At 62.0% G+C, this 22841-nt stretch carries 20 protein-coding genes and 1 tRNA gene; 17 read left to right on the forward strand and 4 right to left on the reverse strand.

What is annotated here, in order from left to right; genetic code table 11:
* Positions 1-78: 78 nt before the first annotated feature.
* The 3 genes from hemH (at position 79) to NAP1_RS14835 (ending at position 3167) form a co-directional block, all read left to right on the forward strand.
* Positions 79-1113 (forward strand): ferrochelatase, encoded by a 1035-nt coding sequence (hemH, locus tag NAP1_RS14825; RefSeq protein WP_007166143.1) that lies wholly within the window; start codon positions 79-81, stop codon positions 1111-1113.
* 121 nt (positions 1114-1234) lie between these two features.
* A complete protein-coding gene (locus NAP1_RS14830; RefSeq protein ID WP_007166144.1) occupies positions 1235-2662 on the forward strand; it encodes a cytochrome P450 in 1428 nt (475 codons plus the stop codon).
* 70 nt (positions 2663-2732) lie between these two features.
* Positions 2733-3167 carry a hypothetical protein gene (locus NAP1_RS14835; RefSeq protein ID WP_156777292.1) on the forward strand — a complete coding sequence of 145 codons (435 nt, stop codon included), beginning with the start codon at positions 2733-2735 and terminating at the stop codon, positions 3165-3167.
* 19 nt (positions 3168-3186) lie between these two features.
* On the opposite strand, the gene NAP1_RS14840 is transcribed toward NAP1_RS14835, so the two are convergent.
* Positions 3187-3357, reverse strand: a complete 171-nt coding sequence (locus NAP1_RS14840; RefSeq protein WP_083776338.1) for a DUF1674 domain-containing protein — start codon at positions 3355-3357, stop codon at positions 3187-3189.
* A gap of 60 nt (positions 3358-3417) precedes the next feature.
* Here NAP1_RS14840 and NAP1_RS14845 point away from each other — a divergent pair, with 60 nt between their 5' ends.
* On the forward strand, positions 3418-4662 hold the full coding sequence (locus NAP1_RS14845) for an RsmB/NOP family class I SAM-dependent RNA methyltransferase (protein ID WP_007166147.1): 1245 nt from the start codon (positions 3418-3420) through the stop codon (positions 4660-4662).
* Between the two features lie 62 nt (positions 4663-4724).
* Positions 4725-5948: an NRAMP family divalent metal transporter gene (locus NAP1_RS14850; protein ID WP_007166148.1), complete on the forward strand. Its 1224-nt coding sequence runs from the start codon at positions 4725-4727 to the stop codon at positions 5946-5948.
* A gap of 6 nt (positions 5949-5954) precedes the next feature.
* Here NAP1_RS14850 and NAP1_RS14855 read toward each other — a convergent pair whose 3' ends face one another.
* Positions 5955-6770, reverse strand: a complete 816-nt coding sequence (locus NAP1_RS14855) for a hypothetical protein (protein WP_007166149.1) — start codon at positions 6768-6770, stop codon at positions 5955-5957.
* A gap of 39 nt (positions 6771-6809) precedes the next feature.
* Positions 6810-7355 (reverse strand): peptide-methionine (S)-S-oxide reductase MsrA, encoded by a 546-nt coding sequence (msrA, locus tag NAP1_RS14860; protein ID WP_007166150.1) that lies wholly within the window; start codon positions 7353-7355, stop codon positions 6810-6812.
* 148 nt (positions 7356-7503) lie between these two features.
* Here msrA and NAP1_RS14865 point away from each other — a divergent pair, with 148 nt between their 5' ends.
* From NAP1_RS14865 to NAP1_RS14900, 8 genes are all read left to right on the forward strand, one after another.
* Complete coding sequence (locus NAP1_RS14865; protein WP_007166151.1) at positions 7504-8364, forward strand: class I SAM-dependent methyltransferase; 861 nt, start codon at positions 7504-7506, stop codon at positions 8362-8364.
* A gap of 50 nt (positions 8365-8414) precedes the next feature.
* On the forward strand, positions 8415-9305 hold the full coding sequence (locus NAP1_RS14870; protein ID WP_007166152.1) for a class I SAM-dependent methyltransferase: 891 nt from the start codon (positions 8415-8417) through the stop codon (positions 9303-9305).
* A gap of 95 nt (positions 9306-9400) precedes the next feature.
* Entirely contained in the window at positions 9401-10186 is a 786-nt protein-coding gene (locus NAP1_RS14875) for an SIMPL domain-containing protein (protein ID WP_241761227.1), read from the forward strand.
* A 12-nt stretch (positions 10187-10198) separates the two neighbouring features.
* On the forward strand, positions 10199-11074 hold the full coding sequence (gene aguB, locus NAP1_RS14880; RefSeq protein WP_007166154.1) for an N-carbamoylputrescine amidase: 876 nt from the start codon (positions 10199-10201) through the stop codon (positions 11072-11074).
* Between the two features lie 10 nt (positions 11075-11084).
* Positions 11085-11573 carry a 2-amino-4-hydroxy-6-hydroxymethyldihydropteridine diphosphokinase gene (gene folK, locus NAP1_RS14885; RefSeq protein WP_007166155.1) on the forward strand — a complete coding sequence of 163 codons (489 nt, stop codon included), beginning with the start codon at positions 11085-11087 and terminating at the stop codon, positions 11571-11573.
* Positions 11574-11629: 56 nt separating this feature from the next.
* Positions 11630-11705, forward strand: a tRNA-Lys gene (locus NAP1_RS14890).
* A gap of 192 nt (positions 11706-11897) precedes the next feature.
* A complete protein-coding gene (locus NAP1_RS14895) occupies positions 11898-14183 on the forward strand; it encodes a xanthine dehydrogenase family protein molybdopterin-binding subunit (RefSeq protein WP_007166157.1) in 2286 nt (761 codons plus the stop codon).
* Positions 14184-14197: 14 nt separating this feature from the next.
* Positions 14198-14653 carry a (2Fe-2S)-binding protein gene (locus tag NAP1_RS14900; protein WP_007166158.1) on the forward strand — a complete coding sequence of 152 codons (456 nt, stop codon included), beginning with the start codon at positions 14198-14200 and terminating at the stop codon, positions 14651-14653.
* Between the two features lie 2 nt (positions 14654-14655).
* Here NAP1_RS14900 and NAP1_RS14905 read toward each other — a convergent pair whose 3' ends face one another.
* Positions 14656-15372, reverse strand: coding sequence for a queuosine precursor transporter (locus NAP1_RS14905; RefSeq protein ID WP_007166159.1), 717 nt, complete (start codon positions 15370-15372; stop codon positions 14656-14658).
* A 244-nt stretch (positions 15373-15616) separates the two neighbouring features.
* Between NAP1_RS14905 and NAP1_RS14910 the strand changes: the two genes are divergently transcribed.
* From NAP1_RS14910 to NAP1_RS14925, 4 genes are all read left to right on the forward strand, one after another.
* Positions 15617-17110, forward strand: coding sequence for a NupC/NupG family nucleoside CNT transporter (locus tag NAP1_RS14910; RefSeq protein ID WP_007166160.1), 1494 nt, complete (start codon positions 15617-15619; stop codon positions 17108-17110).
* Between the two features lie 12 nt (positions 17111-17122).
* Positions 17123-18004, forward strand: coding sequence for a hypothetical protein (locus NAP1_RS14915; RefSeq protein WP_007166161.1), 882 nt, complete (start codon positions 17123-17125; stop codon positions 18002-18004).
* A gap of 139 nt (positions 18005-18143) precedes the next feature.
* A complete protein-coding gene (locus tag NAP1_RS14920) occupies positions 18144-19097 on the forward strand; it encodes an isopenicillin N synthase family oxygenase (protein WP_007166162.1) in 954 nt (317 codons plus the stop codon).
* Positions 19098-19381: 284 nt separating this feature from the next.
* On the forward strand, positions 19382-22798 hold the full coding sequence (locus NAP1_RS14925; protein WP_007166163.1) for a TonB-dependent receptor: 3417 nt from the start codon (positions 19382-19384) through the stop codon (positions 22796-22798).
* Positions 22799-22841 lie beyond the last annotated feature (43 nt).

Raw genomic sequence — 22841 nt, forward strand, 5'->3', positions numbered from 1 at the left:
GGGATCGCGTCTGCCTCCACGGGCTGGACGAGAACGTATATGGGCTCGGCACGAGAATTAAGGCGATACCCGCGAAACATGACCTGGCAAAAGCAGCACCTTCCTAACGATCACCCGCCCGTATCGAGCGGCTCAATCGGCGTGCTGCTGGTCAATCTGGGCACGCCCGATGGCCCTGATGCAGGTTCGGTGAAGCGCTATCTCAAGCAATTCCTGTCCGACCGGCGGGTGATCGAGATACCGGCTATCGCGTGGCAGCCGATCCTGCGCGGCATAATCCTCAACACAAGGCCGCAGAAAAGCGCGCAAGCCTATTCCAAGATATGGACCGACCGCGGGTCGCCGTTGGCGGACATCACCGCTCGTCAGGCCGAGGCGATTGCCGATGATTTCGGCGAGAACGTAATCGTCGACTATGCGATGCGTTACGGCCAGCCCTCGATCGAAAAACGGCTCAAAGAGCTGACCGAAAAGGGCTGCGATCGCATCCTGATCGCGCCGATGTATCCGCAATATTGTGCCGCCACGACCGCGACCGTTTTCGATGAGGTCGCCCGCGTGCTGCGCGAAATGCGCTGGCAACCCGCGCTACGGTTCCTGCCGCCTTATCACGACGATGACCTTTACCTCACCGCGCTCGCTGACGATCTGACGCGGCAGGTGAATGCGCTCTCGTTCAAGCCCGAGACGATGCTGCTGAGCTTTCACGGCATGCCTCAACGCACGCTTGAGCGCGGCGATCCCTATCACTGCCACTGCCACAAGAGCGCACGCCTTCTACGCGAACGGCTTGAAACCCGGCCCGAATTCGAGGGGGTGGAGTTCAAGACCACTTTCCAGTCGCGCTTTGGCCCGGCGCAGTGGCTTGAACCTGCCACCGACGATACGCTTATCGAGGAAGGCGAAAAGGGCACCAAGCGTCTCGTTGTTGCAGCCCCCGGCTTTGCTGCCGATTGCGTCGAGACGCTTGAGGAACTGGCGCTCGAAGGGCGCGACGAATTTCTCGAGGCGGGGGGCGAGCAATATGCGGTGCTCGACTGCCTCAACGTATCGCAATCGGGCGTTGTCATGCTCGATGCGATGATCCGGCGAGAACTATCGGGCTGGATCTGAGCGCGGCCACGCGAATGGGCGGATCGGTCCTATCAGGTTAAGTGCACGTCTATTTACACTGTGGTAAGTAGCACATAGCATACCGACCGACCTTACCTGCCCAATACCGGAGCCGCCACTGATGGCAACGCTTGCCAAATCGCCCGAAGACAACACCACCCAAGAAGCTGCGAGCGAAGAAGCCGCGCCAAAGCACTGGTCCGAAGGCGTGCCCGAAGATGACGCGCTCGATCACATTCCGGGCGAAAAAGGCTGGCCGCTGGTTGGCAACACTTTCCGCACGCTTGCCGACCCGCACGCTTTCACCAGCTACATGGTTGAAAACTATGGCAAGGTGTACAAGACCCACGCATTCGGCGGCTGGAACGTCGCGCTGATCGGGGCTGAGGCGAACGAGCTTGTCCTGTTCAACAAGGACAAGATCTTCTCCTCCGAACAGGGCTGGGGCCCGGTGCTCGACCAGCTGTTTCCGCGCGGGCTGATGCTGCTCGACTTCGATCACCACCGGATCGACCGCCGCGCGCTTTCGATCGCGTTCAAGCCGGGTCCGATGCGCCATTATGCGGGCTCATTGAACTCGGGTATCTCGCGCGAAGTCGCGAAGTGGGAAGGGGAGATGAAATTCTACCCCGCGATCAAGTCGCTCACCCTCGACCTTGCTGCCGACAGCTTTCTCGGCATTCCGTGGGGGCCCGAAGCCGACGCGATCAACACAGCCTTTGTCGACATGGTGCAGGCCAGCGTCGCGCCCGTGCGCAGCCCGCTGCCCTTCACCAAGATGAAAAAGGGCGTCGACGGGCGCAAGTTCATGGTCGAGTTCCTCACTGCCGAAACGATTAGGCGGCGCAAGGAAGGCGGCGGACAGGACATGTTCAGCCAGTTCGCGACCGCGACCCGCGAAGATGGCGAGTTGCTGCCCGTTGATGAAGTTGTCGACCACATGAGCTTTCTGCTGATGGCCGCGCACGATACGATTACCTCGTCGGCGACCTCGCTGATCTACTATCTCGCGATCAATCCCGAATGGCAGGAAAAGCTGCGCGAGGAAATCGTCGCGGTGACCGGCGGCCCTGATGGCGACGGCAATCCGCGTCCGCTCGACTACGACGATCTCGGAAAGCTTGAGCTGACTGACATGGCCTTCAAGGAAGCTCTGCGGATGATGCCGCCGGTTCCCTCGATGCCGCGCCGCGCGCTTAAGAGCTTCGAGTTCGGTGGCTACCGCATCCCGGCGGGCACACATGTCGGAATCAACATCTACTGGACGCATTATTCGGACGAATACTGGGACGATCCGCAGACTTTCGACCCGATGCGCTTCACGCCCGAAAAGGTGAAGGCGCGGCACAAATACGCATGGGTGCCCTTTGGCGGCGGCGCGCATATGTGCCTCGGCCTGCACTTTGCCTACATGCAGGTGAAGGTGCTGATGGCGCAGCTGCTGCAACGTTATCGCATCGAAGCGCCCGAAGGCTACGCGCCCGACTGGCAACCCTGGCCGATCCCGCAGCCCAAGGACGGCCTGAAGGTCACCTTCAAGCCGCTGTGACGGTTTAGCTTTCGTGCAGCGAATGCGGCGCAAATCAGCTCGCATGACAGCGCGAAACCGGTTCTTCGCCATGGGCGTCGCCTTTGTCGCAGCCGTGGCGGCAGCACCCGTCAGCGCGCAGGATTTGCCTGAGATCGGCGAAGGGCAATGCTTTTATGCCGATCGCTACGCCCCGCTCCTTGCTGAAGGCGTGTTCTTCGTAGATTGCGATTCTGTTCGCATTGAGCGCGCGGGCGATAATGTCGTATTTAGCTTCATCGACACCGGCCGCAGGTTTGCTGTGGGGTTTCGAACACAACCGGACGGTGAGAGGTGGAAAATCCTTGAAACCCGTCAGCAAGATCGCCGTTGGCGCCCAGCGATCGGGATGTGCGAGCTGTTTCGCCGCGACGGCGAAATCAGCGTGGTAACCTGTGTTACCATGAGAGGCATCGTTCGATACGCAGCGAATTTCGAAGTGGGAAGAGGTGTCAGCTCCCGCCTTCAGCCGGACTTTCCGAATTAGGCCGCGCTAGCGTCTTTAGTCAGAAATCCCAGGCGATGCCGTTCTTTTCCCAGTCGCCATAGCGGGTGGGAGAGATCTCGCGCGGTTCGTCCTTCATCGGATCGACGGCTTTCGGCTCGGGCGGCGGATCGTTGGTCCAGTGCGCGGGCTTCTGGAAGTCTTTTGCGGTCTTGGATTTTTCCTGAGTCATACACTCATAGATACGCACAAGCTGGCGCATGGTTTCAAGTCCCGTTAGGGGCTTGTCGCAATGGCAACACCCACCGGAATCCACGCGCGCCGCGCTGCGCTCAAGATGCTCGACGCCGTTTTGCGCCGGGGAGAGACGCTTGAGCAAGCTGCACCCGGCGCGCTTCGCGATGTACGAGATGCGAATGATCAGGCGCTTGCCCGTGCGATTGCGGGGGAGGCGCTGCGCTGGCTGACCGACCTCGACGCTCTTATCGACAGCGCGACCCGGCAGCGGCTCCCGGACGATGCCAAGCCGCGCAGTGTTCTGCGGTTGATGCTCGCACAGGCGCTCAGGCTCGAGACTCCGCCGCACGCGGTGATCGCGACCGGCCTGCCGCTGTTGTCCGGGGGGCCGCGTAGGCTCGCGCATGGTGTTTTCTCGACGCTGATGAAGCGCGAGGTCGCGCTGCCGGATGTGCCGACCCTGCCTGAGAACGTGCGCGAGCGGTGGGGCGATAGGGCGGTCGAGATCGCGCCCGGCCTCGTCCATCCGCCCGAGGTCGACCTGCACATCAAGGATGCCAAGCAAACCCCGCAGTGGCAGGCGAAGCTTGGCGGGGAGAGCCTTGCGCCCGGCCATGTCCGCATCCCGCGCGGCAGCCGGATCGAAAGCCTCGACGGCTACAAGGACGGCGCTTGGTGGGTGCAGGATCTTGCCGCCATGATCCCTTCGATGGTGATTGGTGAGGGGAAGGGCCACGCGCTCGACCTGTGCGCTGCGCCGGGTGGTAAGACAATGGCGCTTGCGAGCGCAGGCTGGGACGTGACCGCGCTCGACATCTCGAAGCGGCGGCTCGGCACTCTCAAGGAGAACCTCAAGCGCACTGGGTTGAAGGCCTCACCGGTTCGCGCCGATGCGATGCAATGGGAGCCGAAGCATCACTTCGATGCGATCTTGCTCGACACGCCCTGCACCGCGACCGGCACCTGCCGCCGCCATCCCGATGTGCTCCACCGCATCGGCGCGCGCCAGATTGCAGAGATGGTCGAGATCCAGCGCGGCCTCGTCGCGCGGGCTGCCGAGTTGCTCAAGCCTGGCGGCACGCTCGTCTATGCGGTGTGTTCGCTCGAACGCGAGGAGGGCGAGGAGCAGGCGACGTGGATCGACTCCGAGCTTGGACTGCAGCCAATGCCGATCGCGGCGGATGAACTGCCCGCCGGCCTTGCGCCGACAGCGCAAGGCCATGTCCGCACGCATCCCGGCATGCTGCCGGAGCAAGGCGGTCTCGACGGGTTCTTCGTGGCGCGCTGGCGGAAAAGCTGACCGGCGCGCTTTGCGCTCACACCCGTGATGTGCCACCCCTCTGACACGAGGGGGAGAGGCCAATGTGGCGCATCATCGGTCCCGCGCTGCTGTTTTCGGGCGCGGCCATCGGGACATCGCACCTGATTCAATCGACGCGGGCGGGCGCGGTTTACGGGCTGGGCCTGATGGGCGTGATCGCGCTCGCCTGTATCCTCAAATATCCAGCCTTTCGTTTCGGGGTCGATTACGGCCACGCGGCGCGCCGGTCGCTGCTTCACGGCTATCGCGAGCTGGGACTGTGGGCGCCGATCGTCTTTGCGTGCTTCGCAATCCTGGTCGTGCCGATAATCTACGCAGCCCTCGCATCGGCTACGGCTGGGATCGCAATCGCGGTGTTCGGGATCGACATCGCCGTACCGCTCCTCGCGCTGATCGTGCTTTCAGCGGCAGGGGCGGTGCTGCTGATCGGTGGGTATGACTGGCTCGACCTCATCAACCGCGTGCTGGTCGCGTTTCTGGCGGTTTCGACGCTGCTCGTCACCGCTTTCGTGTTGCCGCGTGTCGAGTGGGGCACGATTGGCGCGCTTGGCTGGGTCAGCGATCCGGGCGCAATTCTGTTCGTGGTCGCGCTCGCCGGGTTCATGCCCAATCCGCTCGACGTGTCGGTGACGACCTCGATGTGGATCGCCGAGGCTGAGAGCCGCGAGGACAAGGATCACCAGTCGGGCCTAGCCGATGCGCGCCGCGCCTTTGCTTCGGGATATGTGATGACGGCGTTTCTTGCGCTGTGCTTCTGCGTGATCGGAGCGGGCGTGATGCACGCCGATGGCATCGCGCCTGAAACCAGCGCACCCGGTTTCGCGCAGCAGATCATCGCGCTCTATTCGAGCACGCTAGGAGAAAGCGCAGCGGTGTTGGCCTCCATCGCAGCATTGTCTGTGATGACGACGACGGTGCTGGCCGCGCTCGATATCGGGGGGCGGCACGTCGCATCGGTGTGGCAGCAAACTGTGGGTGCAGAGACCGAGGCGCAGTTCACGATCGTCTACCGCATCGCAATCCCGGTCTTGATCGCGCTGACCGCTGCCGTGCTTTACGCCTTCACCAGCAGCTTCACCGCGATGCTGGACCTTGCGACCAGCGCGGCCTTTGTCGGAGCGCCGGTGATTGCGACGCTGAACCACCTTGTGGTGACACGCTGCTCCATGCCCGAAGAAGCGCGCCCGTCGAAAGCGTTCCGCGCGCTCAACCTCTTCGCAATTGCCGTAATGGCGAGCCTTGCGATCGCCTATTTCGTCCTGTGAGCGCGCTTACCAGCGCAGGGTGATTTCGGCGCAGGCCCGGTCCATTTGACGAAGCTCGAAAGTGATCGAGCGATCCGCCTGATCGCTTATTTGGAGCCTGAGCGGCGTGCCGAGCTCGACATAGCGGTTGAGCGTCATTTCGCCGCTCGTATCGATGTCGGTGCGCCCCTTAATAAGAAACAGCGCCTGGCGGGCAATCTCGTGAAAGTGGGTCGAGTTTACATGATCGCCCGAACCGCCGATCACCGGATTGCCCGGAGGAAATCCGTTCGCCGGGGTCACCAAGGCTTCGACATAATCAGCGCCAGGTTGGAAGGGCGCAACGAGCACGCGCTCGTGTTCTGTCAGGCCCAACGCCTCGCGCTCGGCGTAAACGAAATCGTCCTGCGGAGCGGCCTTGCGCGCCTCTTCCTTCGCCCCTTCGCGCCATTTCTCGAAATTGCGGTTGCGGAACACGACACCGCGCCCGCGAATGGTCACGATGACCGAGTCGGCAGCGTTAAAAAGCACGACATCGTAAGCGGGATTTTCGGAGCTTTCATCGCGGGTGTAGACGCCGCGCACCGCGTGTCCGCCCGATCCATCGCCCAGTTCCCAATCGATCCAGGTCAGCGCGCTCCACTGCGTTGCCTCAAGCCCCGCAAGCGCGACCGAAGCGCCCACGGCCGTCCAGAACGCCTGCGTCTGGATTACGACAGGATGATGGGGCGGGAGGGTCAGCCAGGGCAGCTTTTGCACATCGAGCGAACAGTCAAATGCGACCGAGCCGTCATTCGTGATGACTTGCCCGGTCGCATATGGATTGTTCGAATAGTCGGGCATCGCCTCTCCCCTCTTACCGGCGCTCCGATCGGTTGCGGCTTAAGCCTTCACCTTGTTCTGGAAGCTCTTTCTCAGCTTCATCAGCTTGGGCGGGATCACGGCGAGGCAATAGGGATTACGCTGGCCTTCGCCTTCCCAGTATTCCTGGTGGTAATCCTCTGCCGGATACCAGGCCGCGGTCTGCGTATCGCCTTCGAGCCCTTCGATCGTGGTCACGGCCATTTTGCCATTCTCTGCATTCCAGCGCCCGATCGCGGCCTTGGCTTCCTCGCCTTGGCTTGCGGAAAGCGGGAAGATCGCGCTGCGGTACTGCGTGCCGATATCGCCGCCCTGCCGGTTCAGCTGGGTCGGATCATGCGTGCCGAGAAACATGTCGTAGATTTCGGCAAGGCTTGTCACGTCGGGGTCGAACGTTACCCGGATGCCTTCGGCATGGCCGGTGTTGCCGGTGCAGACCTGCTTGTAGGTGGGGTTATCGACCGTGCCGCCGATATAGCCGCTTTCGACCTCGCTTACCCCTACGACATCGCGGAACACCGCCTCGGTGCACCAGAAACATCCGCCTGCAATGATCGCTTGTTCCATGTCTAATCAGTCTCCTTTTCGACCAACGACATAGGGAGGCCGACCGGTATTGCCAGTGGTAGGGCCGCATTCGATCAGATGCCTTGTCATGACGGCCTTGGCGCGTCAGGAGTCTCTCCACGACACTGGAGAAAGAGGACTCGCCGTCATGAACATTAAATTGCTTGCTCCGCTCGCCGCGCTTGCCGCTGGGACCGCCATGGTCAGCTTTACCGCGCCTGTTGCAGCAGAGGCTCACATGGACGCCGCCGCGCCGTCGCTTGAAGACGTGCTTGCGCACGAGCGCCGCGACGATGACCGCGCCCGCGACCAATATCGTAACCCTGCCGAAACGCTCGACTTCTTCGGGGTCGAGCCGACCATGACGGTCGCCGAATATGGTCCGGGCGGCGGCTGGTACACCCGCGTGCTCGCGCCTTACCTGATGCCTGCGGGCCAATATATCGCGTTCAATCAGGACAGCGATGGCCGCAGCTACAACACACGCGCACAGGAAGCGCGCTCCAAGGGCTGGACTGAGAACTTCAAGACCTCGCTCGCCGAAGGCATGGGTGTCGAGGCCAGCGAAGTGATGGCTTTCGAAACCGACGAAATGCCTGAGGATGTCGCCGGCACGGTAGACCGCGTGCTGATCTTCCGTTCGATGCACGGCCTCAATATCGGCAATTCGGCTGACAGCGTTCTGAAGGCTGCGCGCATGATGCTAAAGGACGACGGCATGGTCGGCGTCGTGCAGCACCGCGCTCCTGAAGGCGCGAGCTACGATGATTACGGCGCACGCCAGCGCGGCTATATGCGCAAGCAGGACGTCGTCGCGATTTTCGAAGCCAACGGGTTCGAACTCGCCGGCGAAAGCGAGATCAACGCCAATCCCAACGATCCCGCCAATTGGGAAGGCGGCGTTTGGACGCTTCCTCCGATCCTTCGTTACGGCGATCAGGACCGCGAACGCTACATGGCGATCGGCGAAAGCGACCGCATGACGCTGCTGTTCCGCAAGGCGGACTGAGCAACCCGCTCGGGGGCGAGCGTGCACATCACAGAACAGGGAGAGGAAACATGATGACCTCGACGAAGGGCGCTGTGCGCCATTGGACCATCGCGGCTGCCAGCGTGCTTGCACTGGCGGCCTGCGCGCCCGGTGAACAGGCACCGAGCGATGACGAACCGGCAGCCAACGTGATCGACGACGATGCTTTGGCTGAAGTGCTCGCGGATGAACGCCGCGCCGATGACGCAAAACGCGATGAATTTCGCAATCCTGGCGAAACGCTCGCTTTCTTCGGGCTGGCACCGGATCAGACCGTGATCGAATACGCGCCGGGCGGCGGCTGGTACACGCGCATCCTTGCGCCCTACCTTGCCGAGGATGGCCAATATATCGCGGTCGGCTTTGCACCCGAAGGCATCGATTCTCTGGGAGCTGACTTTCAGGCGCGGGTGCGCGAAGGGGGCGAGAACTTCTCCGCCGAACAGTCCGAGGCGCTCGGCATCGAGGCTGAGAAGCTGCCGTTCCATTTCGGGGATTCGATCCCTGACGAACTTGATGGCACGGTCGACACGGTCCTCATCATCCGCATGATGCACAACCTGCTGCGCTGGGGGATCGCGGAAAGCGAGATCGCTGCGCTGCGCGATACGCTGAAACCCGGCGGCGTGATCGGCGTGGTCCAGCACCGCGCCAAGCCCGATGCAGATGATGAATTCGCGGACGGCAATGCGGGCTATGTGAAAGAAGCCGACCTCGTCGATTTCTTCTCCGAGAATGGCTTCGAACTGGTCGACAGCTCGGAAATCAACGCGAACCCCGCCGACACCGCCGATCACGAGGCAGGCGTGTGGACGCTGCCGCCGACCTATGCGCTCGGCGATCAGGACCGCGACAAGTACACCGCCATCGGCGAAAGCGACCGGATGACACTGCTCTTCCGCAAGACCGGCGAAGAGTGACGGCGTCGCACTGAGAGCTGCGTTCAAAGCCGGTTCACATTGAAAAACCACCATATTCTCCATCGGCGAGTGTCTCGCCAATGGAGAATATGGACATGACTATGCTCAAATTCGCTGGCGCATCGGCGCTTGCCCTTGCGCTGGCCGCGTGCTGTTCGTCTACGGGCGATCCGCGCGGCGTGGACCGCGCTGAAACGCTTTTATCGGTTAGCGCCACGGGCGAAGCCGACATGCGCCCCGACGAAGCGCGTTTTCAGGCGGGTGTCCAGAACTGGGCGCGCAATGCCGAGCAGGCGAGCGAGGAAACGCAGGAAGATATCGACCAGATCGTCGCCGCGCTGCTCGAACTCGGGATCGAGGAAAAGGACATCCAGACCAGCGCCGTCAACGTCCAGCGGATCAATTACGGCGACAGGCGCGGGCAGTTTCAGGCATACAACACGCTGAGCGTGCGGGTGCGTGACGTCGATCTGGCAGGCCAGGCGGTCACCGCTGTCACTGGTGTCGGCGCGAATATCGTTTCTGGTCCCGAATTGCGTATCTCCGATGTCGAGGCGGCGGCGAACATGGCCTACGCCAATGCCTATGCCAACGCCCGCAAACGCGCCGAAGCCTATGCCGAGGCGGCCGACATGGAGATCTCGCGCGTGCTCTACATCCGCGATGCGGGCGGATCGCAGGGCGGGCGATATCTTGGCGGAGCGATGGCAACCGCGATGGATGCCGCCGCTTACGCCCCGCCTTCGCCGGTTGCTCCGCCTCCACCCATGTCGATCAGACCCGAATCCGTTGAGCAGACAAGCAATGGCTCCACCATCATGCCGGGCCAGACGACCAGCAGCGTCAGCGTGCAAGTGGACTTCGCCCTGCGGGAGAAGTAAGCGCTCATCCCCATGAGCACACTCACCGTCGCCGCCCTCCAGCTCGAGCTTCAGCGCGAGGACGAGGCCGATAACATCGCCGCCGTTGCCGCGCTGGTCGAAGAGGCTGCGCAGCGAGGCGCGAAGCTGATCCTGCCGCCTGAATTGTTCTCCGGCCCCTATTTCTGTCGCGAGGAAGACGAGGCGCTGTTTGCGCTCGCCAAGCCGACTGCAGAGCACCCGAGCGTCATCGCGATGCGCGAGCTTGCGGCGCGTCTGAAGGTCGCGATCCCGACCAGCTTCTTCGAGCGCGACGGGCATCACTATTACAACACGCTCGCCATGATCGGCCCTGATGGCGAGGTGCTGGGAACCTATCGCAAGAGCCACATTCCCGACGGTCCGGGCTACGAGGAGAAGTACTATTTCCGGCCCGGCAATGACGGGTTCAAGGTGTGGGACGTGCGCGGCGACCAGGGGCAGTCGGTGCGCATCGGTGTCGGCATTTGCTGGGACCAGTGGTACCCCGAATGCGCGCGGGTGATGGCGCTTAAAGGAGCAGAAATGCTGCTCTACCCCACCGCAATCGGTTCGGAGCCATACGACGCCGATCTCGACACCAGCCGCATGTGGCGCCGCGCCATGATCGGGCATGCCGTGTCGAACTGCATGCCGGTCATCGCTTCGAACCGCATCGGCGCAGAAGGGCCTGCGGGAGAGCAGAGCTTTTACGGCCATTCCTTCATCAGCGACGAATGGGGCGATCTGGTGGAGGAGTTTGGCGCGGCTGAAAGCGGCGTGCTGGTCACTACGCTTGACCTCGCACGAGCCGCCACGCACCGGGCTGGCATGGGCTTTTTCCGCGACCGCCGCCCGCAGCTTTACGGCCGCATCGCCGAAGACATCTGAGACATATTACTTGAGCAGCACTTTCCTCATCGCGCTGGGATCGAATCGCCGGCACTACCTCTACGGCCTGCCGAAGGGCGTGGTGCGCGCAGCGATGGAGGAATTGTCTGCGCTCGGCACGGTCACTGCGCGCTCGCCGATCATCTCGTCTGCTCCGATGGGCGCAGCGCGGCGCCGTTTTGCCAACGCCGCTGCGCTGGTCGAGAGCGAGTATGATCCCGAGGCGATGCTCGCGGGCCTCAAGTGGCTCGAGAGCGAGTTTGGGCGACGGGGATCCCGGCGCTGGGGGGACCGGGTACTCGACCTCGATATCGTGCTTTGGAGCGGCGGTGTGTGGCGCAGCCGCGAGCTTGTTATCCCGCATCCAGGCCTTCGTGAGCGCGACTTCGTACTTACCCCGGCAAGCGCGATCGTACCTGATTGGCGCGATCCGATTTCGGGCCAAAATGTGCGACAGTTGAAAGCCCGCTTGACCCGAAAGGCTACCCTGCCTAGGTGAGCGCTCCGATGTGCGCCGGGCACTACAACCGCCACGGCCCGCACGCGACCCCATGGGGGCCCTTAGCTCAGTCGGTAGAGCAACTGACTTTTAATCAGTAGGTCGCTGGTTCGAACCCAGCAGGGCTCACCATTCTCTCTCTCATCACGCATGCACCTAGTTGCCGATATTGCCTCCTTTGGGTGGATCGGCCAAGATCGTGTGACGGGCCCTGGGAGAGAGCACCATGTTTCTGCACGATATCGGCATCATTCCAGGGCGCAAGGAGGGCGGCGAGGCGGGCTTGGGCGCTCGCAGCTGACCAATCTCAGCCGCAGAGGTTTTGTGACCGGTTCGGGCCTGTTCGTGCTTGGCGTAACGCTTGCCGGTTGCTCGAATTATGTTGAGCCAGATGTCGATGCCAACGCCTTCGATCTGCCCGAGGCTGGCCCCAGCCCGCTGACCGAGGTCAAGGGCGGCGATGCAACGCCAACGCTGTGGATCGCGATCGAGGAAGACGGCACGGTCAAGATCACCTGCCATCGCTCTGAAATGGGGCAGCAGGTCTGGACTTCGATGGCGCAGATCGTGGCGGATGAACTCGATGCCGACTGGGACAATGTCGAGATCGTCCAGGCCGAAGGGCACGAGCGCTATGGCGACCAGAACACCGACGGTTCGCGCTCGGTTCGTTACAATTTCCATCGTTTGCGGATTGCTGGTGCGGCGATGAAGCAGATGCTGATCGGTGCCGCTGCCATGTACTGGGAGCTCGATCCTGCACAATGCTCCGCCGCCGAGGGCAAGGTCAGTAACGATCAGAATTCCGACACGCTTTCCTACGGCAATCTCGCTGAGCTTGCGGGGCGTCTTCAGATTCCAGCCGAAGACGAAATCACGCTCAAACAGCCTGACGAATGGCGCTTCATCAACAAGGAAGTCCCATCGCTCACGATCCCCAAGCTGGTGAAGGGTGAGGGCACGTTCGGGATCGATGTCGACCGCCCGAACATGGTTTATGCAGTCGTCGCTCGTCCGCCGCAGGTATTTGGGCGCACGGGCAGTGTCGATGATGCCGCAACCCTCGAAGTGCCGGGCGTCTTGCGAACCGTGAGGCTACCCGACGCAAGGCCGCCAGCGGTGTTCAACGCCATGGGCGGGGTAGCGGTTGTTGCCGAAGACACCTGGGCAGCCATCGAGGGGCGCAACGCGCTCGCGGTCACGTGGCGCGATGGGCCCAATGCGGGGTACGATTCCGAAAGCTACGGCGAGGCGATGAAAGCCACCGCGCGCCGGAGGGGTACGATGCGCAGGTCGCGCGGCGACACGGCGTCGGCGCTGTCATCGGCGGCCACCCGGATCGAGGCGGAGTATTACGCGCCGCACCTTTCGCAATCACCGATGGAGCCGCCCGCTGCGACGGCAGAGTGGGACGGCGATACGCTCACCTGCTGGGCCTGCGTGCAGGACCCCCAGTCGACGCGCAACGTGCTGGCTGAAGTGCTTGGCATCGACAAGGAGAACATCACGGTCAACGCGACGTGGCTTGGCGGCGCTTTTGGCCGCAAGTCAAAGCCTGACTTCGTCGTCGAGGCTGCGCTGATCGCGAAGGAAGTCGGCAGGCCGGTGAAAGTCACCTGGACGCGCGAGGACGAGGTTGCTCACGGCTTTTATCATTCGGTGAGTGCGCAATTTTGCGAGGCGGGCCTCGACGAGGAAGGCAATTGCACCGCCTATCTTCACCGCACGGTCTTTCCGCCGATTGCCTCGACCTTCGTTGACGGTATGGCGACGCCGACGGATGGGGAAATGGGCCTTGGCGCGACCGACGTGCCGTTTGCCGTGCCCAACCTGCGGGTCGAATCGGGTGATGCCAAGGGCCATCTGCGGATCGGTTGGCTACGCTCGGTCTCCAACATCTACCACGCCTTTGCCGTCCAGAGCTTCGCCGCCGAGATGGCTCACGCGGCAGGGCGCGACCAGAAAGACTATCTGCTCGATCTCATCGGTGCAGACCGGAAAATCGATCCTGGCACGGAAGGGGCGACCTACTCCAATTACGACGCCTCGCTCGAAGAGTATCCGATCGAGACCGCACGGCTTCGCAATGTCGTGAACATCGCGGCCAATATGGCCGATTGGGGGCGCGACATGCCCGATGGCCGCGGGCTCGGGATCGCGGCACACCGCTCGTTCCTGTCCTATATCGCGACCGTCATCGAGGTTGCGGTTGGCGAGAACGGCGAGCTCAGCATTCCCGGCGTGTGGCTTGCGGTTGATGCTGGCACAGTGATCAATCCGCGCCATGTCCGTGCCCAGATGGAAGGCGGAACAATCTACGGCCTGTCCAATGCCCTCTATGGCGAAATCACAGCTCGCGGCGGGGCAGTGGTGCAGGACAATTTCCCCAGTTGGCGATTGATGCGAATGGGAGAAGCGCCGCGCGCCTTCGAGGTGGAGATTGTGCGATCGAACGCGCCGCCTGCGGGCGTGGGCGAACCGGCAACGCCGCCCGCTGCGCCGGCGCTGGCGAACGCGATCTTCAATGCCACCGGGCACCGGATCCGCACCCTGCCCATCATCGGCGCTCAGGGTTCACGCCTGACGATCCCGCAAACCGACAACGCATAAGGAAGGAGGCCCAGATGGCTGTTAGGCTTACGATCAACGGCGAACCCAAGACGGTCGACGCCGCGCCCGGCACTCCTTTGCTTTGGGTCCTGCGCGATCATTTAAAGATGACGGGTACCAAGTTCGGGTGCGGGGTCGCGCAATGCGGCGCATGCACCGTTCACATCGACGGCTCCCCGACACGCTCCTGTATTACGCCGCACGATTCGCTCGATGGTGCCGAGATCAAGACCATCGAAGGCGTCGACGGAAGAGCGGCCGATGCGATCCGCGAGGCGTGGATCGAAAACCAAGTGCCTCAATGCGGCTACTGCCAGTCCGGTCAGATCATGTCGGCAGCGGCTCTGCTCGCGGAAAACCCCAGTCCCAGCGACGCGGATATCGATAGTGCGATGAGCGGCAACCTGTGCCGCTGTGCGACCTATATGAGCATTCGCCGGGCCATCAAGGACGCAGCCAGCAAGGTCTAAGCTTAGTTAGCCGTCGCCTGACGGGCGTCGAGCCACTTGGCGAGTTTGACACCGAAAGTGATGAGGAAGGGCACCAGCACGATGCTGAGTGTGACCTTTGCAAGCACCTGACCGATCAGAAGGTCGGTGATGTCGAATTCACCATAGAAGGCCAGCGTGATGAAGATCACCGAATCGATCGCCTGACTAAGCGCCGATGCAATCGCGCCGCGAATCATCAAACCGATCGTTGACGCTTCCCCTTCGCCCCGTAGCTTTGAGAAGATCCACACATTGAGCAGCAGCGAGGTGATGTAAGCCGCAGGCCCCGCCATGAGAATGCGGGGCGTCTGGCCAAGAACCCGTTCGAACGCAGCAAGATCGTCGGTGCGGAACTCTAGCATCTCGACCGAGGCCGGCAGTGAGAGAACAAGGAAGATCAGCGCCGCTGACAAAGCGAGCGGCAAAAAGCCCACCCAGACCAGCCGGTTGGCGAGTTTCTTGCCGTAAAGCTGGGCAATCGTGCTTGTGATTACGACCAGCAACAGGAACGGAAAAATCCCGGCTTCCACGGCGAGCGGCGTGGGCCATAACTGGACCTGCTTGTAAGCGACCACGCCCGCCAGAACTGTCATTCCTCCATAGAGGATGATGTAAACGAACAGGCCCATTGGGAACGAGCCCATCAAATCGGGTGCGTCGGTCTCAGGCGTCGAAGGCGCAGGCTTGGTCTCGGTCATCGTGACACGGCGTTAAGCCAGCGCTTGCCAAAAGAAAAGCACGGGGGCCAAAGCTGTCAACCGCGCGGTTGACAGAGTCCTCTTGCGCGCTCGCGCACAAGCTGCCACGCCTATGACCCGTGCAGCGGACGTCCCGACGGGAAGGTCTGCGCGACGGGTTGCTAACTCGACAGAACAACAAATGAGGGTCCGCGTCGCTTGGGTTCAAGACCTGCGAGGGGCGCAAGGGTATGAGTGCGGGTACATGAGTGAAGGCGTAACTTCGGTAATTTTCAGCATGATCGGGATCGCGGCGATTCTGGGCATTGCCTATTCGCTGTCTTCGGGCAGGAAGCACATCAACCTGCGCGTCGTGGGCGCAGCCTTCGCGTTGCAGGCTTTCATGGCGCTGCTGGTGCTGCGCACGGATTTCGGCGTCGCACTGATCCAGTTCCTTTCCGACGGCGTTATCGCGCTTCTTGATTTCTCGAAGGTTGGGATCGCCTCGGTTTTTGGGCCCTTTGAAAACAACCCGTTCGCCAACACTTTCGTCATCGCCGCTTTGCCGGTGATTGTGTTCTTCGCGGCGATCGTATCGATCCTTTACCACCTTGGCATCATGCAGAAGCTGGTGCGCTGGGTCGGCGGGGCGATCGGCTGGATCACCGGAATCAGCAAGGTCGAGGCGCTGGGCAGCGCGGCCAATATCTTCGTTGGTCAGTCGGAAAGCCCGCTGGTCGTGCGGCCCTATCTTGCTGCACTACCCCCAGCGCGCCTGTTCACCCTGATGAGCGTCGGCATGGCCGGTGTCGCGGGGACGATCCTTGCCGCTTATGCGAGCTTTATCGGGGCGGAAGCCGTGCCGTTCCTGCTGGCGGCGGCTTTCATGTCCGCGCCCGGCGGTATCCTCATGGCCAAGATTATCATGCCCGATATGCCCGAAGAACCGATGCAGCCCAGCGCCGGTGTCGGCCTGCAGGCAAGCGGCAGCGCCCAGGCTAAAGGCACCGCGCCCACCGATCAGGTGAGCCGTGTGACGATGGTGGGCAAGAACGGCGAAGAGGTAGAGCTTCCCCAATCGCGCATCAGCGCAACCGGGCCTGCAGCAATTGGAGAGACGGGCAGGGCAGACGAGGTCGAAATGGCCGAGACCTTCGAGGAAGGCCACCGCCCTGCCAATATAATTGAGGCCGCCGCGCAAGGCACGCAGACCGGCGTGAAGCTTGCGGTCGCAGTCGGTGCGATGGTCATGGTTTTCGTGGCTCTGGTCGCTCTTGCCAATGGCTTGCTCGCAGGCGTGGGTGGCTGGATCGTCGCCGCTGCTGCCGGAATTGGCGTGCCCTTTGGTGCGGAAACGGCTGAATGGCTTTCGACGCTGAGTTTCCAGAAAATGCTTGGCTATGTCTTTGCGCCGGTCATGTTCCTCATCGGTATCGCCGACTGGGAGCAGGCGCGCATTGCGGGCGGACTGTTCGGTACCAAGATCGTGCTCAACGAATTCGTCGCCTTCATCGACCTTGGCGCGATGGCGGCGGTTGATGCGGGCGGCGTACTGACCGAGCGCAGCCGCGCGATCATCACCTTCGCGCTGTGCGGCTTTGCCAACTTCTCGTCCATCGCGATCCAGATGGCGGTGACGGGCGGCCTTGCCCCGAACCAGCGACCTGTGATCGCGAAACTTGGCCTCAAGGCGCTGGCTGCGGGCAGCCTCGCCAACCTGATGAGCGCCGCGCTCGCGAGTATCTTCCTGCCGCTTTAGAAGAGGCCGTCCATGTCTGCCCTGTCGCTCGCTCTCACCATCGCGCTCGCATCGGGGTCACCGGGGGAGGCTTGCGATCCGCTGCCGGGCTGGGAGACGGTCGCAAGCGAGGCGCGGGGCAAGTATCTGGTGCTGGGCGAAAGCCATGGGACCGTCGAAGCTCCGGCAGCGACAGCGGAGTACATCTGCGCCGTTGCCGAGGATGGTCCTGTCCTGCTTGCGATCGAGTTTTCCTCGCCGGATGATGACGGTTTCCAGCGCGCCTGGGCAAAGCCGTACGATGAGTTTCGTGCGGCGCTGTTTGCCGAAGTGTCCGACTGGGGCACGCGGCAGGATGGCGTTGCGAGCCTCGCAATGTTGGAAATGCTCGAACGGCTGCACGCCCTCAAGGAAGCGGGGCGCGACATCGACATCGTCGCGTTCAATGGCGCGAATGGCGATGCGCAGCGCGCCGCCTTTGCCGGATTGCCCGGACAGGAGCCGCACGAGGCAGCGCAGGCCGCCAATATTCGCGAGGCCTCACAGGCGCGCGATTACGCACATATTGTCGTTCTGGTTGGCGGTTTCCATGCCGAGAAGCTTCCGGCGGTCCTGGGCCAGACCCCGACCCGCCCCATGGCCAACCTTCTGGCTCCGGCAAACCGCGTGGTGTCGCTGGTCATGCACAGCGATGGCGGCGAGAATTGGGGCTGCCAACTTGAGGTGGGCGCTGACTTCGATCCGACCAAGCCGGTCACCTCAGACATGGTGTCATGCAAGGCGCATCCAGCCGGCCCGAGTCGCCCGCCCATGGAGCGCGGCTTTCACTTGAACGACGACACCAAGCCTCAACGCTATGACGGGGTCTTTGCTCTGGGAAAGATTTCCGCTTCCCCTCCGCCGACAAACGACTAAAGCGCCGAACATTCGATCTGCGCCGCACGTCGCAACCCCTGCGACATCTTGATCTGGCGCAATTACTCCTTCGCAATCCCGGCCCTAAGGAGCGGCTCAGGCAATCAAGGCCTTGGCACACCGATGGGCGACCATATAAATGAACCTCATGACCGACAATCAATCCGCCAACGAAATCGCTTCTGTCTCACTTGCAAAGCCGCTCGAGGAAATCGCCGACGAGCTTGGCCGCAGCTTTGGCGAATTCGGCTTCGCCGTCGTGCGCGATCACGGCATCCCGCAAGACCTGATCGACCGCGCCGAAGCGACTTCGAAGGCGTTCTTCGCGCTCCCCGAAGATGTGAAGCGCGCTTACAAGATCGAAGGCGGCGGCGGCGCGCGCGGCTATACGCCGTTCGGCACGGAGAAGGCGAAAGACGCGGAAGTCTTCGACCTCAAGGAATTCTGGCACGTCGGGCGCTCGCTTCCCGAAGGCCACGATCTTGCCGAATACATGGCTCCCAATGTCTGGCCTGATGAGATCAAGGAGTTCGAGGACACGTTCAGCGAACTCTACGCGGCATTCGAGCAGACCGGACTTCGCGTGCTCGAAGCGATTGCGCTTCACCTTGGTCTCGATCGCAATTTCTTCGCTCCCACGGTCGAAGACGGCAATTCGGTCATGCGCCTGCTTCACTATCCGCCGCTCCCCGAAGACGCCCCCGAAGGCGCGATCCGGGCCGCTGCGCATGGCGACATCAACACGATCACGCTGTTGCTCGGGGCCGAGGAGGCAGGCCTGCAACTCCTCACCAAGTCAGGGGAATGGCACCCAGTCTATGCAGAAGAAGGTTCGCTCGTCATCAATGTCGGCGACATGCTTGAAAGGCTGACCGCGGGCGTATTGCGTTCGACCACGCACCGGGTCGTCAATCCGAGCGGTGAGGGCGCGCGTCGTTCGCGTTATTCGATGCCGTTCTTCCTGCACTTCCGCCCTGACTACATGATCACGCCACTCGAAAGCTGCGTGAGTGAAAAGGGTGCCAAGCCGCAGGAGCCGATCAGCTCGCACGACTTCCTGATGCAGCGTCTTCGCGAGATCAATCTCGCCTGATTCTCAAGGCCATCGCGCGCCAGAAACGCCTTATCGAACCGGCCCGAAGCAATTGGCAAAAAAGCCTGTTTCGTTGCTCTGATGCAACACGGGCCGGTTTAGTGGCGGATTTCCGTGGTTTCGGGCCCGAAATATGCTGTGGAAGAACGCGCGGCGGCTTCCTGCTCCGGTCATTGTAACACGTCTGTCACAAAACCGTCGCTTTTGTGCAGCGCAGCGCGACTAGGGACGCGCCCGTCCGCAGCGTTTTGTTGCATCCTAACCGTGACCAGGGGCTTCCTCTCATGAAACTTAAGTATCTCCTTGCAGCGAGTGTTGTTTCACTCTCTGCTGCAGCTACCATCGCCACCCCTGCTGCCGCGCAGCAGATTACCTCGGGTGTCGAGGGTTCCGTATCCGACGCAAATGGCGGCCCGCTCGCCGGCGCCATGGTGACCATCACCGACGAACGTACGTCGCAGACCCGTACCTCGACCACCGGTGCGAACGGTACCTTCCGCGTCCAGTCGCTCCCGCCGGGCGGCCCGTACACCGTGACCGTGACCGCTGACGGCTTCGAAGGCCAGTCGGTCGAGAACGTCTTCGTCAACATCTCGGGTAACACCAGCTTTGGCTTCACGCTCGACCAGAGCGCGACCGGCAACACCATCGTCGTTACCGGTGCACGCGCCCAGGTGACCCAGGTTGCCGTTGGTCCGGGTACTGCATTCGACACCCAGACGCTCGAAGCATTCCCGTCGATCACCCGCGACGTTCGCGACATCATCCGCATCGACCCGCGTGTCAGTCTTGACCGCGCCAACGAAGTCGATCGCGTATCGTGCCTTGGCGGTAACGACCGTTCGAACACCTTCACCGTTGACGGCATCGTCCAGGCTGACGTCTTCGGCCTCAACGGCACGCCGTTCGCAGCGCGTAACGCTCTGCCGCTTCCGTTCGACGTGATCGAGCAGACCTCGGTCGAGTTCGCACCGTTTGACGTCGAGTACTCCGAATTCACCGGCTGTCTCGTCAACGTCGTGACCAAGGCTGGTTCGAACCGTTTCCACGGCTCGGCCTTCATCACCTATTTCGACGATGGCCTCTTCGCCAACTCGATCGACGGTCGTCCGCTCAACGCGGGTTCGGAAAAGCGCTGGGGTGCTACCCTCAACGGTCCGATCATCCCTGATCGTCTGTTCTTCTCGTTCGGTTACGAAGAAACCGACCTTGGCGACGGCAACAACTTCGGCCCCGCCGGCGGCGGCTTCACCAACGAAGCCGACTTCGTTAGCCAGGCACAGTTCGACCGTTTTGCTCAGATCGCTCGTGACGTGTACGGCCAGGACATTGGCGGCTACCCGACTTCGCTCGCAGAAGCTTCGGTCCGCTACTTCGGCCGTATCGACGCTGTCCTTAGCGACCAGCACCGTCTCGAAGCGACCTACCAGCGCCTCGAAGAGACCAACATCGAAAGCGATTTCGGTGGCCAGAACATCACCGGCTTCAACAGCTTCGAAGACGAAGGCACCGAGAGCGACTACTACTCCGTCCGCCTGTATTCGGACTGGAACGACACGATCTCGACCGAGCTTCGTGTGAGCCGCGCCGAAGTCGGCGACATTCAGGGCCCGGTTGGCTTCGGCGAAGCACAGTCGGACAACCCGACCGTCCGTCTCGCAGTTGGCGTCGCACCTGACGGCACCTCGACCGAAAACGGCCTCCTGTCGACCGGCCCGGGCATCTTCCGTTCGGCCAACCAGCTCGACACCCGCATCGACCAGGCTCGCTTCCAGATGAACGTGGACGCTGGCGATGGCCACTTCCTGAAGTTCGGCGTCGAAGTGAACGACCTTGAAGTCTTCAACCTGTTCGCAATCAACGCGACCGGTACGCTGTTCTTCGACGGCCTCGACAACTTCGAAGCCGGTAACGTTGCAGGCGGCGGCTTCTCGAGCGTATTCGGCGATGTCGACGACCTCGTCGGCGGCGGCCCGCTCGGTGGCGGTACGATCGCAACCAGCCTCAATGGCGACATCAACAACGCAGCTGCTCGCTTCGGCCGCACCATCTGGTCGTTCTACGCCCAGGACGAATGGCAGGCGACCGACCAGCTCTCGATCACCGCTGGTGTTCGTGCACAGCTGTATGATGGCGACGCACCGCGTGCGAACCCGAACTTCCTGAACCGTTATGGCTTCACCAACGCCCAGTCGTTCGGTGGTCTTTCGCCGGTCATTCTGCCGCGCATCTCGGCCACGTACGAGCTGTTCAACGACGGGTTCTTCTCGGACAGCAGCATCACCGGTGGTGTGGGCGTCTTCTCGGGCGGTGACCCGGTTGTGTACTACTCGAACGCCTTCTCGAACGACGGCTTCGCAAGTGCCAACGGCGACACCTTTGACGCAGGCTGTGCTGGCCTGACCAACGCTGACGGATCGTTCAACGTTCTGAACAACGGCACGTTCACCGGCTTCCCGCAGTGTGCCATCGACGAAGGTGCAGCAGCTGCTGGTGCAGGTCTCGCCGACGTTCAGTCGACCGATCCGGACTTCGACGTCCCGACCGTCATTCGTGCGAACATTGGCTTCCAGACCACCTTCGGTCCGGAAACCGGGTTCTTCTCGAACTGGAACATGAACCTCGACTACATCTACTCGCGGTTCCAGGACACGCTGAACTTCGTCGACCTGTCGCAGGCTCCGGACATCCGCACCAACGGTGGCTTCACCGTCGACGGTCGTCCGATCTACCAGGCAGTCGACGCAACCGCAGCTGGTTGTAACGCAACGCTGGTTTCGGGCGGCACGCCGCCGGTTTACACCGGTCTCACGCCTGAGTGCTTCAACACTCGCCGTGACGACAACATCCAGCTGACCAACGGCCCGGGTTACGAGAGCCACGTTGCTTCGTTCATCCTGAACAAGACCTTCAGCGAAGGCCTGTTCACCGAAGGTGGCGCGGTTACCCTGAACTTCGGTTACGCGTTCACCGACTCGGAGAACTTCCGTAACGTCGGTTCGTCGACCGCTACCTCGTCCTTCGACGTGAGCGCGGCCTTCGACCGTCAGGCACCGGCAATCTCGACCTCGAACTTCGAAACCCGTCACAACTTCACCGCTTCGGCGTTCTTCCGTGAAGAGTTCTTCGACGGTTACGACACGGGTCTCGCGATCCTGTTCCGTGCGCAGGCTGGCACTCCGTTCAGCCTCACCTTCGACGGTGGCGGCGTGTTCGCGGACAGCTCGTCGGGTAACGACAACGCGCTGCTTTACATCCCGTCGGGTGTTGGTGACGCAAACGTCTCGCCGCTTTCGGATCCGGCTGCGATCACTTCGCTGCTCGACTACCTCGCAACCAGCGATGTGGGCGAAGCTTGTGACTTCGAGCTGGGCGAATCGATTGAGCGTAACACCTGCCGCAACGACTGGCACTACGACCTCGACCTGCGCTTCAGCCAGGAACTGCCCTTCATCGGCAGCCTGACCGGCATCGTCGAAGACCGTGTCGAACTGTTCGTCGACTTTGAGAACTTCCTCAACCTGCTCGACAGCAGCGCGAACATCCGTCGCCAGCGCACGCAGTTCCTCGACCTCGTCGATGGCGGTGTGGACGACCAGGGCCGTTACATCATCTCGGGCTTCCGTCCGGACGATGACAACAACATCGGCATCTCGGCGTCGGCATGGCGTATCCAGATCGGTGCTCGCTACGAATTCTAATTCGTCAGCTACCGACTACGAAACACGAGCGGCGGGGCCTTCG

It is taken from the genome of Erythrobacter sp. NAP1 (assembly GCF_000152865.1).
In the GTDB taxonomy this organism is placed as follows: Bacteria; Pseudomonadota; Alphaproteobacteria; order Sphingomonadales; family Sphingomonadaceae; genus Erythrobacter.

Bases quoted from the DNA above. Each gene is read 5' to 3' on its own strand.
- hemH (WP_007166143.1), top strand. From the start codon at position 79: ATGACCTGGCAAAAGCAGCACCTTCCTAACGATCACCCGCCCGTATCG.
- NAP1_RS14830 (WP_007166144.1), top strand. From the start codon at position 1,235: ATGGCAACGCTTGCCAAATCGCCCGAAGACAACACCACCCAAGAAGCT.
- NAP1_RS14835 (WP_156777292.1), top strand. From the start codon at position 2,733: ATGGGCGTCGCCTTTGTCGCAGCCGTGGCGGCAGCACCCGTCAGCGCG.
- NAP1_RS14840 (WP_083776338.1), bottom strand. From the start codon at position 3,357: ATGACTCAGGAAAAATCCAAGACCGCAAAAGACTTCCAGAAGCCCGCG.
- NAP1_RS14845 (WP_007166147.1), top strand. From the start codon at position 3,418: ATGGCAACACCCACCGGAATCCACGCGCGCCGCGCTGCGCTCAAGATG.
- NAP1_RS14850 (WP_007166148.1), top strand. From the start codon at position 4,725: ATGTGGCGCATCATCGGTCCCGCGCTGCTGTTTTCGGGCGCGGCCATC.
- NAP1_RS14855 (WP_007166149.1), bottom strand. From the start codon at position 6,770: ATGCCCGACTATTCGAACAATCCATATGCGACCGGGCAAGTCATCACG.
- msrA (WP_007166150.1), bottom strand. From the start codon at position 7,355: ATGGAACAAGCGATCATTGCAGGCGGATGTTTCTGGTGCACCGAGGCG.
- NAP1_RS14865 (WP_007166151.1), top strand. From the start codon at position 7,504: ATGAACATTAAATTGCTTGCTCCGCTCGCCGCGCTTGCCGCTGGGACC.
- NAP1_RS14870 (WP_007166152.1), top strand. From the start codon at position 8,415: ATGATGACCTCGACGAAGGGCGCTGTGCGCCATTGGACCATCGCGGCT.
- NAP1_RS14875 (WP_241761227.1), top strand. From the start codon at position 9,401: ATGACTATGCTCAAATTCGCTGGCGCATCGGCGCTTGCCCTTGCGCTG.
- aguB (WP_007166154.1), top strand. From the start codon at position 10,199: ATGAGCACACTCACCGTCGCCGCCCTCCAGCTCGAGCTTCAGCGCGAG.
- NAP1_RS14900 (WP_007166158.1), top strand. From the start codon at position 14,198: ATGGCTGTTAGGCTTACGATCAACGGCGAACCCAAGACGGTCGACGCC.
- NAP1_RS14905 (WP_007166159.1), bottom strand. From the start codon at position 15,372: ATGACCGAGACCAAGCCTGCGCCTTCGACGCCTGAGACCGACGCACCC.
- NAP1_RS14910 (WP_007166160.1), top strand. From the start codon at position 15,617: ATGAGTGAAGGCGTAACTTCGGTAATTTTCAGCATGATCGGGATCGCG.
- NAP1_RS14915 (WP_007166161.1), top strand. From the start codon at position 17,123: ATGTCTGCCCTGTCGCTCGCTCTCACCATCGCGCTCGCATCGGGGTCA.
- NAP1_RS14920 (WP_007166162.1), top strand. From the start codon at position 18,144: ATGAACCTCATGACCGACAATCAATCCGCCAACGAAATCGCTTCTGTC.
- NAP1_RS14925 (WP_007166163.1), top strand. From the start codon at position 19,382: ATGAAACTTAAGTATCTCCTTGCAGCGAGTGTTGTTTCACTCTCTGCT.